General features: G+C 64.3%; 11 protein-coding genes. 3 read left to right on the plus strand and 8 right to left on the minus strand.

Annotation, left to right across the window (positions count from 1 at the left end):
• Window positions 1-56: 56 nt before the first annotated feature.
• Together FJ942_RS06250 and FJ942_RS06255 are read right to left on the minus strand one after the other, a co-directional pair.
• Window positions 57-1,742: a DUF2778 domain-containing protein gene (locus FJ942_RS06250; RefSeq protein ID WP_140897362.1), complete on the minus strand. Its 1,686-nt coding sequence runs from the start codon at window positions 1,740-1,742 to the stop codon at window positions 57-59.
• A gap of 618 nt (window positions 1,743-2,360) precedes the next feature.
• Complete coding sequence (locus tag FJ942_RS06255) at window positions 2,361-3,614, minus strand: hypothetical protein (protein WP_140631861.1); 1,254 nt, start codon at window positions 3,612-3,614, stop codon at window positions 2,361-2,363.
• Window positions 3,615-3,756: 142 nt separating this feature from the next.
• On the opposite strand from FJ942_RS06255, the gene FJ942_RS06260 reads away from it, so the two are divergent.
• A complete protein-coding gene (locus FJ942_RS06260; protein WP_140897363.1) occupies window positions 3,757-4,785 on the plus strand; it encodes a CapA family protein in 1,029 nt (342 codons plus the stop codon).
• Between the two features lie 164 nt (window positions 4,786-4,949).
• A complete protein-coding gene (locus tag FJ942_RS06265) occupies window positions 4,950-5,918 on the plus strand; it encodes a DUF3137 domain-containing protein (RefSeq protein WP_140567164.1) in 969 nt (322 codons plus the stop codon).
• A gap of 16 nt (window positions 5,919-5,934) precedes the next feature.
• On the opposite strand, the gene FJ942_RS06270 is transcribed toward FJ942_RS06265, so the two are convergent.
• The 3 genes from FJ942_RS06270 to FJ942_RS06280 form a co-directional block, all read right to left on the minus strand.
• On the minus strand, window positions 5,935-6,429 hold the full coding sequence (locus FJ942_RS06270) for a DUF2314 domain-containing protein (protein WP_140495986.1): 495 nt from the start codon (window positions 6,427-6,429) through the stop codon (window positions 5,935-5,937).
• A 151-nt stretch (window positions 6,430-6,580) separates the two neighbouring features.
• A complete protein-coding gene (locus tag FJ942_RS06275; protein ID WP_140495985.1) occupies window positions 6,581-7,096 on the minus strand; it encodes a hypothetical protein in 516 nt (171 codons plus the stop codon).
• Window positions 7,097-7,304: 208 nt separating this feature from the next.
• Window positions 7,305-8,435 (minus strand): hypothetical protein, encoded by a 1,131-nt coding sequence (locus FJ942_RS06280; protein WP_140897364.1) that lies wholly within the window; start codon window positions 8,433-8,435, stop codon window positions 7,305-7,307.
• A 796-nt stretch (window positions 8,436-9,231) separates the two neighbouring features.
• Between FJ942_RS06280 and FJ942_RS06285 the strand changes: the two genes are divergently transcribed.
• A complete protein-coding gene (locus FJ942_RS06285) occupies window positions 9,232-10,170 on the plus strand; it encodes a diacylglycerol kinase family protein (protein WP_140896664.1) in 939 nt (312 codons plus the stop codon).
• Between the two features lie 90 nt (window positions 10,171-10,260).
• Here FJ942_RS06285 and FJ942_RS06290 read toward each other — a convergent pair whose 3' ends face one another.
• Genes FJ942_RS06290 through FJ942_RS06300 form a run of 3 tightly spaced genes read right to left on the minus strand, consistent with a single transcriptional unit; the run spans window position 10,261 to window position 14,002 of the window.
• Complete coding sequence (locus FJ942_RS06290) at window positions 10,261-11,178, minus strand: NAD(P)-dependent oxidoreductase (RefSeq protein ID WP_140897365.1); 918 nt, start codon at window positions 11,176-11,178, stop codon at window positions 10,261-10,263.
• The gene (locus tag FJ942_RS06295) at window positions 11,175-12,389 is read right to left on the minus strand and encodes a mandelate racemase/muconate lactonizing enzyme family protein (RefSeq protein ID WP_140495981.1); all 1,215 of its coding nucleotides are present in this window, start codon (window positions 12,387-12,389) and stop codon (window positions 11,175-11,177) included. The genes FJ942_RS06290 and FJ942_RS06295 overlap by 4 nt, the downstream gene beginning before the upstream one ends.
• Window positions 12,386-14,002: a GMC family oxidoreductase N-terminal domain-containing protein gene (locus tag FJ942_RS06300; protein ID WP_140897366.1), complete on the minus strand. Its 1,617-nt coding sequence runs from the start codon at window positions 14,000-14,002 to the stop codon at window positions 12,386-12,388. The genes FJ942_RS06295 and FJ942_RS06300 overlap by 4 nt, the downstream gene beginning before the upstream one ends.
• Window positions 14,003-14,172: the final 170 nt, after the last annotated feature.

Raw genomic sequence — 14,172 nt, forward strand, 5'->3', positions numbered from 1 at the left:
TCCTGACAGAAGGCTGTCAGGAGGAGGCAAGTGCCGGTGATGCCTGCCTATTGCGGTCAGGCGCCGCGTGCGTTGTCCGCCACGCGTGTCGGCGATCCGTTCAGGCGCGGCACCACGACGAGGCGCTTGATTTTGCCCTTCTTGAAGGCGGCGAGGAAGCGCGCATAGTCCTTGAAGGCGACGCATCCACTGGACTGTGCGTAGCGGCCCCGAAGCAGGTAGGTGTGGGCCAGCAGCCCGTCGCGGTTGTATTTATTGCGGCCATCGACGGGTGTCAGACGCAAAGCCTCGACACCATGAAAGCGCGACTCGCGCAAGGACAGATTGTAGGTGTTGGGCGGTGTCGGTCCGCGGTTCTTCTGATCGGCATAGCGCGGCTGGTCCGCCATGGCGCCGATGCCCGAATGCGCTTCGAGCCTCGAACCGTCGGGCATGTAGACGGTCTTGGCGCTGATGTCATAGATGGCGACACCGCTGCCGGCTCCGCTCCTGGAGCCGCCCGGCGCGTTGAACAGGTTCCTGAACGCCTGACCGAGGCCGCCCGAAGGCGTGTCTGGCTTTGCATAGGCCAACGCGTCGCCGCCATCCGCCGGCCGGCCCTGCCGGGCCGGCTTTGCCGGCTGGGCTTGCTGGATCGGCTTTGCCGGCTGGGCTTGCTGGATCGGCTTTGCCGGCTGGGCTTGCTGGACCGGCTTTGTCTGAGGTGCCGGCTTCTGCTGCACGACCTTGGGCTGTTGAGTCGGCTTTTCCTGCTCCACGGACTTCAACGGCTCCGGCGCGTCGAATTGCGGCCGACGGGTCGGCAGCGGCACGTCATCGGTGAGCGCGTCGGGCAAGGCCGCGGCGTCGCCCGGCTGTTCCTGCTGGGTTTCAACAGGCGAAACCGCGACATCGGCCGAAGACTCCGTCATCGGCAATGGCGAGGCGAATGCCTCGTCCTCGACCGGCAGCGAGCGGGCGAGCGCGAGGGCCAGTTGCGAATTGTCCGGCGTGCCGGCATCCGGCTGGGCAAAATGCATCGGCTGCGGCGCTGTCTGAACAACCACCGAGCCGGTGTCGATCCGGGCGAAGCGCTCCGCCGCGGGTGCCGGCAAGTCTTCAGACAGGCTGGCGATGAGCTTGGCGCCCGGCACCAGCGATGCCTTGGCGACCTGTGGAGCGGAGGTCGAGATGATAGGACGGGCGGGTGCGCCGGCCGTGGCCACGGGCTTGGCCGCGTTGGCGAAGGCGGCGGCGAGCTTGCTTGGCGAGAGAGATGCTTCCATGCGCTCGAAGCGCTCCTGCGAGGTCGTCTTGGCGACCGGGACAGGGTGTGCCGTGGACGCGGCCACGAGGCGCGCCGACTTTTCCGCCCGAGGAGCGAGCGCGGCCAGCCTGAAGCATCCGGAGCCGCATTGCACGGCGTGGTTCTGCAGCGCCTGCGTGCCGCCATCGGCGTTGGCCAGTGCGAATGGCGCAGCGGGCATCAGGAAATGCTGTTTCAGCGGATCGGCAAGAGCGAGCGAGCCCGGCATGGCCAGCCTCTGCGGCAGGACACTCGACGTCGACCACAGCGAAGCGCCGACTGAGCTCAGACCAGCCATTGTCCCGACCAGCCACAGGCCAACGGCAGCGCTGACGCCGGGCACGGCGACCCAGCGGACGATCCGCTTAGAGTTGAAGGATGAGGCACGTGACGCGTTGTCGGCAGCTTCGCCGTCCCAACGCCTGTCCCCGACAATTTTCTTACTCAAGAACGCCATTCAACCAATCTTGCTCCAATCGGCTCCCACGTCCGCGGCTGTGATAGCCGCGACGACCATTCTGTGAGTGATCCCAGGTGGTCCCCGACGCGTTTGCCGCGCCTGTCTTTGGTTGCCGATTGCTTCAAAATATGGACAAAGTTGGTTAACCAATCCCTCTCAAAACCAACCGAGAGACGTGGACTTTGTGCCAAAAAAGGCTCGTCCACGACCATGAACGCGGTATTGCAGCCCTTCCAAGAGTATTTTGCTGCCTGCTTTTAACGGCCGAGTCAAGCAAAACAGCTCTCGCTAATTGAAGCGAATGGCCGTTTCAGCGGGGCCGCGACGGTGGCGCGTGTCATTCCGTACTCCCGAGAAGGCCCAGCGCGTCGCCCCAAAACTGCTACCCGCCCGCCGCAGATAACCGGCCCGTACCGCGGTTTCGCGGCGACCATTGATCGGCCACCGTGTTGGCGCGGCGGTTCGCGCCGGAGGAGGCGGAAGCGGTGCTGTACCAAGGCGCGATTTTCTAGGGTTTGCAATGGAGCTTCTACCTCCCCCTTGTGGGGAGGTTGGACCGCAGGTCCGGGTGGGGGGCTGGCGCTGACCGCCCAGGAACGCAGCCCTCTTGGGCCCTCAGTTGAACCACAGCGCAAACGTCAGGAAGCCACCGCCGCCGAACTCGCTCTGGATCTGGTCGAAATCGTCGCTGGTCAGGATCCTGCCGCTTTCGAGATAGGGCGCGATGGCCGGGCCGGTGATCGACAGCACCAGGTCGAAGGGTTTCGGCTCGTCGAAGAAGCGCTTCATGTTGATGCCCTTGCCGGTGATGCGGAAATGCGGCAGCAGCACGCGGCCTTCGAGCAGGTCCTCGGCCATGGTCAAGGTGGCGAGCCAGGCCGCGACCTGCTGCTCTCCGACTTCGAGGCCGGTGAGCGGGTTTTCGCCCTTCTGTTGCGGTCCCGGCAGCCATTCGCGGTCATTGTCGGTCTCGGCGCGGATCGCCTTCCAGTCCTCGCGCGACAGCCGGATCATCTCCAGCAGGTGACGGCGCGCCGCCTGCCGCCGCTCGGGCTCGACCACCGGCCAGTTGACAAGATGCACCAGCGAGATGAAATCGGCGATGCGCCATTCCGAGGAGAAGATGCTGCTGCCCATGTCGCCAGCCGGCGGAACGAGGATGTCCTGCAACGGCAGTTTTGCGCGCGGGAAGAGCATGTGGAAGGAACCGTCGAACGTGCTCCTGAAATCATGCGCCAGCCAGAAATCGGCCTGCGCCATCAGGAACTCGGCATAGCCCTGCAGCCAATAACCGTCGGCGCGGTCGAAGCGGAAGGTGAGCGCAGGCGCGGCATCGTCGGGCGCCACGCCGCGCGACAGCGAGGCCATTATGGCGGCAATGCTTTCGTCCGGCGCGATCGTGCCGTCCTCGTCGAGGTCGATGCCGACCTGGGTGAGGTCGATGACAATGCCGATATCGGCATCGGCAGGCACCGAGCCCAGCGTGGCTGCGGATTTCTCGAGCCGGTTGCGGAAGGCGACCAATATGGCGCGGAACTGTTCGTAGGTCAGCGGTTCGGGGTTCGGGTTTTCCGGCACAGGCAGCCGCATCAGCGGCAGCATGAAGGATCGCGGGCTCTCGAAGCCGTGGCGGTGCAGGCCGCTGGCCAGCAATTCCAGCGCGGTGAAGAATTCGCCGGCGCCGGCGGCATAGGCGGATGCCGGGTCGGTGGATGCGGCTGCCTCCAGCGTCGAGAGCGCCGTGTCGCGCGCGACCACGGTTTTGGCCTCGAACAGAGCGGCCGCGGTTTCGGGCATGGCGGCCTGCGCCGAAGACATCGGCAGAACCAGAGCAAGTGCCAATGCCAGCAGACTTGCCAGTGGTGTCATTTTCCCCCTCCCATGCGCGTCGTGCCGGCAATCATACACGCATTTGCAATGCCGCGTCTGCCGGCCCTGACGCATGATTGTCATTGGCTGGCTTCAACGCGCCCGGCGGACGGTCTACACAGGGCAAACGATTGGACATCGCGTGTCGAACTATCCGCTCTCCTACAAACTGTCGTGGCTGCCGCGATTCCTGAAACCGTCGCTGGCCGGCGACGCACAGGGCTTCGCGGCGATGGCCGGGACAATCATGGATCCGGCACTGAGGCAGACGGTGCGGCTCGCCTTCGTCGGTGACATTTCGGCGGTGGCCAACCGCAGCGCGCCCGACTGTGATCCGGTGATCAAAACGCTGCTTGGCGCGGCCGACCTGGTGATCGGCAATTGCGAAAGCCCGATCGTGGACAAGCCAAGCGCCGTGCTCGGCACCAGGCTCGGCACCCATCACGCGATGAGCGAGCGCTTTCTCGGCGACGCGTTGGCGGCAGTCGGCATCTCGCGTGAAAGACTGGTGCTGTCGCTGGCCAACAACCATGTGCTCGACCAGGGCGTCGCCGGTTTCGATGAGACCGTGGCGGCGCTGAAGCGGCTCGGTATCGGCACTATTGGCCTCGCCGGCAACGGCCCGGTACAGCCTGTCGAAGTCGGACCGCTGACTGTCGGGTTCGCCGCCTTCACGTTGTGGCGCAATGCGGGCGAGGACCTGTTCGCCGGCCGCGTTTCGATGGAAAGCGATATTGCCCGCCGACGAGGTGACGGGTTCGATCTCCTCTGCGCCGTGCCGCATTGGGATTGGGAGTTCCGCCACTTTCCGCGCGCCGAAACGCGGAGACTGGCGAGGCGCCTGGCAGGGCAGGGCGTCGGGCTGATCGTCGGCCACCACGCCCATGTCGTGCAGCCGGTGGAGCGGATCGGCAATACGATCGTCGCCTATGGACTTGGCGATTTCCTCGGAACCGCCCTTGTCCGCCAGCCTTGGCCGGGACGCATTGGCGGGATCCTTGTCGCCGATATCAGCGCCGATGCGGAAACGCGGGGGTCTGTCGTTTCCTACCGAATGCATCCGTTTGTGCGGCTGCGCGCCGGGGATCATGAGCGGCTGGCGCCGGTGGAGGGATTGGAGGGCCGCATGCGTGACAAGGTGGAGAGGCGGTTGAGCGCGGTCTTTCCGTAACCACAGGTGGTGGACATTGGCCAAAATCGCCATGTCGGCGCTTTTCCAAGCGCTGATGATTGGCGAAATGAGGGGCGGCGCAAGCATCTGTTGAAGAGGCGCCACAGTCGATACTTCAGACAAAACCGGCTATCATGAACCGGTCCAGGCAAGCGGGGGTGGCGGTGGAAACAGCGGATTTCATGCCCGGCGACGCCGTGGTTGCCGGCATCCGGAAAAACATCGAGGCTTATGAAGCGGCGCGGGCCTCCGTGGTGCGGCAGGTACGCTGGCGGGTGCCGCTGTTCGTCGGTTTGGTGCTGGCGACGGTGGTGCTGATCGCCTGGCTGTTCAACAAGGTCGCCGATCCCAACGAGCAATGGTTCTCGACGCCGCATGTGTTCCTCTATGTCGTCGGTTTCGCAGCTTCGATCCTGCTTTATTTCCAGGCGATGAAGCCGGCGACGCGGCTGCAGCAATCATTTCGCAAAACACTGCTGCCCATCATCTTCGGCTTCATCCGCGACGTGCGCTACGCGCATGGCGGGCGGCCAAATTCCTTCGACCGGCTGCCGCGCGAGGCGGTCGGGCCGTTCAACCGGCAGTCGTTCGACGATGTCGTTTCCGGCCGCTACGAAGAGTTTTCGTTCGAGCTCTACGAAGCGGAACTGCGGGAAGGGACAGGCAAGGGCTCATCGACGGCTTTCAAAGGCGTGATCGTCGCCTTCGAAGCCATCGAACCGTTGCCGGGAATCCTGGTGGCGACGCGGCGGACCAATGCCGTCGTCGGCTTCTTCCGTGGCATGTTCGCCAGCAAGATGCAGGAACTGTCATCCGGCGTGCCGGAACTCGATGCCGCCTATGAGTTCCGCACCGACAATGCCGAGGCGGCGCAGCCATTGGTGAGCGGCCGGTTGGCGCAAGCGCTGAAATGGCTGGGCGAAACCTGGCCGGAGGAACCGGCGCGCGTGGCCCTCAACGGCAGCGACGGTTTTCTGCTCCTGCCGCAGGCGAAGAATTTCTTCGAATTGCCCGCCATTTCGGTGCCACTGGACTACCAGACCCATGTCGCGCCGATGATATCGGATATGGGCGCGATGCTGGCGACGGCAGCGCTGGTGCGCAAGATCGGCGCCAGGGACGAAGCGGCTTGATCAGCCGGCGTTCCCGTCAGCAATCGAAGCCGTACTTTTCGCGCATGTTGTCCGCCTCTTCTTTCGACATTCGCTTGAACATCACGCAGATCGTGAAGCTGCCGACCTGATGGCCGTCCCGCGTATATCCCCAGTCGGAAATGTCGTCCCTGGTGAATTCTATGTTCTGGCCGAGCACGACGTTGTGCACTGCCTCCGGCTCATTGGCCAATATGCCGACAAACCCTGTCCCGGCACGGCGGAACGGTATGACCCAGAAGTGCTCGGTGACATGCCCATCCCGCACCTTGACCTTCAACTTGAACCTACCTGTGCCGGAGGGAGGCATTTCGGACAGTGCCAGGAATTCATCGAGGCCGGCGAGCGCCTGCGCGGTCGCCGCCGCCATGTCGGGATCGCCCGGAGCGAAGATGATCCCCTTGTCGTCACCCGGATCCACGCCTTGCGCGCCGACCGATCCCGGAGCAAGCGCCAGCATCAAGGCTGCCGCAGTTCGAACCGCTGGTTTCATGGAAGGCCCCCCTTCATCGTTGCGGTCGACACAATGCTGCATCCCCATCCGGTTTGCAACCTTTGCGCGAGTCTTGTCTCTTCAGGTCCAAGGTGGCGGCGACCGTTGATGACAGACCGGGATGGTGACGCCGGTGAAGAAAGTTTCGTCCCTACAGCTTGCTCGGCACCAGGCCAGCCAGCCAGTTGGCTGACCGCTTGGCCATGTCGGCGGTCGCCGATACAGCGCGGCCAAGATCGGTCTTGACGACGGCATAGCCGTTTTTCGTACGATAGAGCACGCCGGTGCCGCCATCGACCACCTGTTCATAGGCGACCGGCCGCGCGGCGGCCGCTTCCATCGCCGTCGTCGGCGAGCCGACCGGGACCGTCGGCCTGTGGCTCAGCTCGGGCGGCAGCGTCGGTTCAACGGCGCGGCTGGCGGGCCTCAGCTCCGGGCGCGAAGCGGTCGCGGCCAGTTGCGAGGAGGACGCGGAACCTTTCGCGCGGCAGATGCCAGAGACGAGCGGATAGTTGAAATTGCGCTCGTGCAGCATCTGGCTCTTCATCGCCGCTTCGCACTCGGCGATGGTCGACCACTTGGCCGGCGTCTCGCCGATATATTCGCAAAGCTTGGCGTCGCAGTCGCAGCCGACGATGGTCATGGCGACAAGGGCGGTCTTGATCACGGTCTCGTCCCCTCGATGTGCCCCTCGGCAGCCCATTCAGGTGCATGTCGCTGTCCAAACCGGTCCCTGAGCGGAGCCCGCGGGCACGCTTTGGGCGACATGCGACAGTCCATCGCGCGCGAACAAGGCGGGATTTGGCTGCGATTGTGAAATGAGCGTGGCGTGGCGCTCGACACGGCCGTTCTCCGCGCAGCGTGGCCGAAAGGCCTCAGTAGTCGTAGACGTGCTCCAGCCTGGCGCCTGACTTGATCAGCGCCGGCAATACCAGATGCAGCCTGGGTACGGCTACGACCATGCCGGTGCGGCGTGTCGATGGATCGGCCGGCAGCGGATAGCTGAACAGGATGCGCATGCCTTCGGGGACGGCGATCGAATCCGTGGAGAGCACGGTGATCATGATCTCGTCGTTGCCGCCGATCTCGACGAATGAGACGCCCTTGTCGATCAGGCGCGGAATCATGTCGGTGAACATCTGGTAGCGCTTGGTGACGAAAACGGTGCCGTCGGGGCCGTAGTCGCGTTCGAGCAAGGTGTCGGCTTCGTTGCGCGTCGCTTCGCCGACCGGCCCCTTGGCCCAGACATGGACGTCGAGCAAGGCCGGATCGGATGTTGCCGCGAGCGCCGGCCTGATCAGGCCGGCGTAGAACTGCTTGATAGTGTCGGCGAGGCCGAAGGCAAGCTTGCGTTCGCTGGTGCGCACGGCGCTGTCGCCCGGCGCCGGCTGCACCGCGAAAAGCCCGGCGCGCTTCTCGGCATACGGAAACTGGTACCACGGCCCCTGGTCGAGGAAGGCGGCGTGTTCGGCCGCCACCTTGCCCTGGTAGATGTCAGTCGCCGTGCGCCTGCCCGCAATCGCCTCGGTGATGCGGCCGATCGTGTTTTCATAAGCCCATTGCACGGCATGCTCGATCGTGTGGCTGGTGCCGATGACGACCGGCATCTGGTGGTTGGCGTAGTTGAACTTGTAGGCGGAGCTGGCGCGGATCACCATGGCGTAGTCCTGCCAGAAGCGGCCGACATAGGCGAAATAGGGAAAGCCGCTCGGCTGGTCCTTGGCGACGAAGCCGGCATATTCGCGCGCGGCATAGACGATGGCCCATTCCGGGTAGGTGAGGAAGGTCGATTCCTCAGGTCGCTGGTAGCCGGGGATTTCGGCGCGCACCCTGGCGGCGAGCGCCGGCGGCGGTGCACCTTCGGCGATACCCGGCAACGGTGTCTTGTCCAGCGACGGCGTCGTCAGGAAACCGTAGGCCAGCCCGGCGATCGGGATCAGGACAATGATGACGATCAGCCAGAGGATCGTCCTGATGATACGCTTCAGCAAGCGGAACAGGACCATGGCCGGTCAGGCCAGGGCGGCGGCAAGCTTCTGGATCAATGTCATGAAGTATCCCCCTTCAGCGAATCCGCCAGCAAACGCAAACGGACTCTGACAGGGCAATACTAACCGATTTTGGCGCGCGGTGAAGCGGCGCCCGCAACTTCGCCGGGAAGGCGCTCGAGCGGGAGGGAAAAAGACAGTCGGCGCCGGGATTTCTCCCAGCGCCTCCCTGTCAGACCAGGACACGGTCACGGCAGCAACTCCCCTAAAGTCGTCGCACCAAGCCGGCCTTGATTTTGACGGTCCTGCCAGTCGCCGCCCGAAGGCCGCGCCCGTTCCAGACCACGCCGGTCTCCACCCTTGCGGGCTTTGCCCTGCGGCCATCGAAGGTTTTTGCCGTCCTTCATGGCAGCATCGGTCCGCCGTCGGCGTTGGCACGCTTTCCGCGGCCCCGTAGGTCTCGGCTTCCGTCCCTCGAAGCAGGCGAGCCTGCTCTCGCTTCGGGCCGTACGGGCCTCAGGAAATCCGCCTTTCAGCTTCGCCTTTCGGCTGGGCGATCGGTAGCCGCCTGAGATGGGTTAAACTTACGCCGGCCAAGGATGTTGGGGAATGCCCGCGGGCCTGTGGATAGCGGGATTATCGGGGACCATTGCCAGCAGCCTCGGAATTTCAGGCACCAAGGCCTTAGACAGCCTGCCCTGCTTTTTCGGCACGCGAACCGAGAGCGCCTATTGCTCCGCCAACGGGCGCGGGCTTCAATGTCGGCAAAGGATCGGGCAGTGCGTGCCCGGCGCCTTGCGGGGAGGGATGCGCATTGAAGGTCGGGGTGGTGCTCAATCCGATTGCCGGCGGCGGCTGGCTGAAACGGCACTGGTCCGAGGTCGCCGCCTCGTTGAACAATCACTTCGGCGATTTCGAACTGCGCGAAACGCAGGCCGAAGGCGATGCCGAAAGGCTGGCGCTCGACCTCGCGGCAAACGGGTTCGACCTGGTGATCGCGGCCGGTGGCGACGGCACGGCCAGCGAGGTGGCCGACGGCCTGTTGCAGGCGTCCAAGGAAAACGGCCGCGCGTCCGAACTCGGTCTGCTGCCGTGCGGCACGGGTATCGATTTCGCGCGCGGGCTCGGCCTGCCGAAGGAGGTGGACGCGACGCTGAAGCGGATCGCCGGGGCCAAGGGCAGGGCGGTCGATGCAGGGCGCATCTGCTATATCGACGACCATGGCGCGCTGGCCAGCCGGCACTTCGTCAACATTGCGAGCCTGGGCCTCTCGGGCGCTACCGATCGCGCCGTCAACGCCGACAAGCGTAAAGGCAAGGTTGCGGCCAAGACGTTGTTCCTGTGTCGCACCGTGGTCGAATTCGCCCGCTACCGGTTCCAGGATGTAACGATTTCAGTCGATGACGGCGCGCCGGTCGAGGCGCGCATGGCGCTGGTCGCGGTAGCCAATGGCAAATTCTTCGGCGGCGGCATGATGATCGCGCCGGACGCCGAACTGACCGACGGCCAATTCGACATCGTCATCCTGCGCGCGGCCAGCAAGCTGAAGCTGATCTGGGATATCCGCCTGCTCTATGGCGGCAGGCATCGCAACCATCCGGCCATCACCATCCTGCGCGGTAAGAAAGTGGTTGTCGAACCGCTCGGCGACGTGGAAAAGAACGGCGCGCTGGTCGATATCGACGGCGAGTCGCCCGGGCGCATACCTGCGACCTTCGAGATCCTGCCCGGCGCTCTGACGCTCAGATATTGATTCAAGACGTTGCGGCTTTGATTCAGGTCGCTCCGGTCCTGATTCCAGATGAGCGCTCAACCTTTTGAAACCGCTTCAAGTTTCCCGGATTCAGATTTCCAGTTTGGACGGAAAACCGGGCGCGCGCAGGTCGGCGCCGACGGCGTCCTCGAGCAATTTGACGATCTGGGTCGACCAGGCGCCGCCGCCGTAAACCGCCTTGCCCTGCTCGAAAATCGCGTTGACACGCGATGCCAGTTCCAGCGGAACGCCGAAATCCCGACCCATGCCGAGCGCGAAGCCGAGGTCCTTCAGCGCCAGGTCCATGGTGAAGCCGATGTCGTAGGAGCCGTTCAGGATGAGTTGGGTTTCGGTTTCGTGGACGAAGCTGTTGCCGGAGGAGGCAACGATGGCGTGATAGGCTTGGGCGAGGTCGAGCCCGCCTTGCCTGGCCAGCATCAGCGCCTCACCGGCGGCGACGAGATGGATGAAGGCCAGCATGTTGGTGATGACCTTGATCATCGCCGCCGAGCCGATCGGGCCCATCAGGAACGACTTCGCGCACATCGCATCGATGGCAGGGCGATGTCGCCCGTAAAGATCGGCATCGCCACCGACCAGCGCGGTGATTTTCCCGGCCGCCGCCAGATGCACGCCACCGGTGACTGGGCATTCCAAGGTCTCGATTCCCCTAGCCGAGGCAAGGCCCGCGAGGCGCACGATCTCCTCGCGGCCGTTGGTCGACATCTCGATCCATGTGCCGCCGGCGGGGAGGCCGTTGAGCAGTCCATCAGGACCGGCGAGTACCGCCTCGCTGACCTTCGGTGACGGCAGGCAAGTTATGGCATTGCCCGCCCGCTCAGCCGCCTCGGCGGGGCTGCCGGCAGCAATAGCGCCGAGCGCCACGAGGCGCTGGACGGCGGTGGGCTCCCGGTCGAAGACGGTGACGGCAAAACCGTTGCGCACCAGGCTGGCGGCAAGCTTGCCGCCGAGATGGCCAAGGCCGATGAAGGCGTAGCGTTCGCTCACGGCATCAGCGGCGTTTGCATCATCTGCAAATGCAGGTCCTTGCCGGTGTAGGGGTGAGCGTCGCAGACGTCTTCGTTGAGTTCGACGCCGAGGCCGGGCTCCTTTGACGGGATGACATTGCCGTCCTGCCACTCGATCTTCTTCTTGAGCAGCGTCGCGTGAAAACCGTCCCACTGCTTCAGCGATTCCAGGATCAGGAAGTTGGGTAGCGTTACCGCCAGCTGGATGTTGGCGGCGCCGACGATCGGGCCGCAATAGCAGTGCGGCGCGATCTGGATGTGGTAGGCCTCGGCCATGGCGGCAATCTTCTTGGTTTCCAGAATCCCGCCGGAGCGGCCGAGGTCCGGCTGCAATATGGTCGCGGCGCGGTTCTCGATGACGCGGGCGAATTCGAACTTGGTCGTCAGCCGTTCGCCGGTGGCGATCGGGATGGAAGTCGCGCGGGCGACCTGCGCCATGACTTCGGGCATATCGGGCGGCACCGGCTCCTCGAACCACAAGGGGTCATAGGGCTCGATGGCACGGGCAAGGCGCAGGGCGCCGGAGGCGGTGAACTGGCCGTGCGTGCCGAACAATATGTCGGCACGCGTGCCGACCGCCTCGCGGATCGCCTTGATCATGCGGGTCGAGACGTCGATGTCGAGCAGGCGCGGCTGGTGGCCGTCAAAGGCGGTGTAGGGACCGGCCGGGTCGAGCTTGACGGCATTGAAGCCCTGCTCGACATATTCGAGCGCGCAGGCCGCCGCCATTTCGGGGTCGTTGTAGACATTCCTGCCGTCCGGGGCGTCCTCGGAATGGACGCTGCCGGTATGCGGATAGAGGTAAGTGTAGGAGCGCAGCGTCTCGTGCACCTGGCCCCCGAGCAGCTTGTAGACGGGTTTGTCCGCTTCCTTGCCAATAATGTCCCAGCAGGCCATTTCCAGCGCCGAGAAGCAGCCCATGCCGGACACGTCTGGCCGCTGCGTGAAGCCGGAGGAATAGGCGCGGCGAAAGAAATTCTCGATGTCGTGCGGATCGCGGCCGACGAGATAGCGCTCGGCCATGTCCTCGACCATCCTTGCCGTGACATGGGCGGAGAAGGTGGCGTTGTAGGCCTCGCCGTAACCCACCACACCGCCATCGGTGGTAAGCTTGACGAAGATGAAATACTTGCCGCCGATGCCGGGCGGCGGATTGCCGACAACCCAGGTCTTGACGTCGGTGATCTTCATTCTTGGTCCTCCAGAACCAGTTCGGCGCCTTTCCATCCGGTCAGGATCGAGGCGGCGTTGGTGTTGCCGGTGATGTTGTCGGGAAAGATCGAGGCGTCGATCACGCGCAAGCCTTCCAGCCCATGTACCTTGAGCCGCGGATCGACCACGGCGCGCGCGGGATCGGGTCCCATGCGGCAGGTCGAAACCGGATGATAGACGGTGCCGGAGCGTTTCCTGAAATCCGTGATCAGGTCGGCGTCCGAAGTGATTGATGGGCCTGGCAAAACCTCCTCCGCGATGATCTCGGCCATAGCCGGCATCGAGGCGATCTTGCGTACGAATTTCACCGCCGCCAGCATCTCCTCGACATCGGCATTGGTCGAATAGGCGTTGGCGACGATCTTGGGATGGTCCAACGGATTGCTGGAGCGGATCATAATCTCGCCGCGGCTCGACGGGCGGCAGTTGGACAAGCCGATGGAGAAGCCAGGCCAAGGGTCCGGCGTCAGGATCGGGCGCTCGCCACTCTTCGGGATGACGGTCGAAAACGCCTGGAAATAGAGCTGCATGTTGGGGCGCGAAAAGGCCGGGTCGGTGCGGAAGAAGCCACCGCCGTGGTTCATCGACAGCGACAGCGGGCCAGAACGCGTCAGGATGTATTGCATGCCGACCATGAGCTTGCCCCACCAGGGACGCAGGATCTGGTTCAGCGTCGGCAGCCTGCCCTTGAAGGTGTAGTTGATGCCGACATGGTCCTGCAGATTGGCGCCGACATTCTCGTTGGCGTGAATGACCGGGATGCCAAACCCGTTGAGCAGCGCCGCCGGGCCAATGCCGGAGAGCTGCAAAAGCTGCGGCGAGTTGATCGAGCCGGCGGACAGGATAATTTCGCGGCCGGCGCGGGCCGTCTTCGTCTGGCCCTTCTGCAGATATTCGATGCCGACCGCACGCTTGCCTTCGAAAAGGATGCGGCTTGCCAGCGCGTTGGTCTCGACACGAACGTTTGCGCGGTTCATCGCCGGGCGCAGGAAGGCGCGCGCGGCCGACATGCGGCGGCCGTTGCGGGTCGAGATCTGGTAGACGCCGACGCCTTCCTGGGCAGCGCCATTGAAATCGGAGTTGAACGGCAGTCCGGCCTGCTGGCCGGCGGCGAGGTAGCGCTTCGTCAGCGGGTGGACGGCATCAGACGTATCGCTGATGTGCAGCGGGCCACCTCTGCCACGCCATCTGTCGGCCCCGGCTTCATTGTCCTCCAGCGCCTTGAAGGCCGGCAGCAGGTCGTCATAGCCCCAGCCGGGATTGCCCGCGTCGCGCCAGTCGTCGAAATCCTCGCGCGCGCCGCGGATCCACACCATGGCATTGATCGAGCTGGACCCGCCAAGCAGCTTGCCGCGCGGCCAGTGGTCGACATTGCCGCCAAGGCCGGGATCCGGCTCGGTCTTGTAGTTCCAGTTGACCGTGGGATCGAAGAAGGTCTTGCCGTAGCCGAGGGGCATCTGCACGTAGAAGCGGCGGTCGCTGCCGCCGGCCTCGAGCACCAGCACCGAAAAGCGGCCCGAGGCCGACAATTTATCGGCGAGCACCGAACCGGCCGAGCCGGAGCCGACGATGATGAAGTCGTAGGTCTGCATGATGGGTATGGCCGGCTCCGGAAATCTGGCCGCAGCCTAGACGGGGCGGGCTTGCCGCGTCGCTGGGCCTTCCGGCATGCGTTGTGAAAAAAGCGACCGCGATGCCGGATCCAGTTGCGGGGAACCCTTAACAATCCCGCTTGATACGCATGGGGTCGACAGCTTATGCG

This window comes from Mesorhizobium sp. B2-4-2 (assembly GCF_006442845.1).
Lineage (GTDB): Bacteria > Pseudomonadota > Alphaproteobacteria > Rhizobiales > Rhizobiaceae > Mesorhizobium.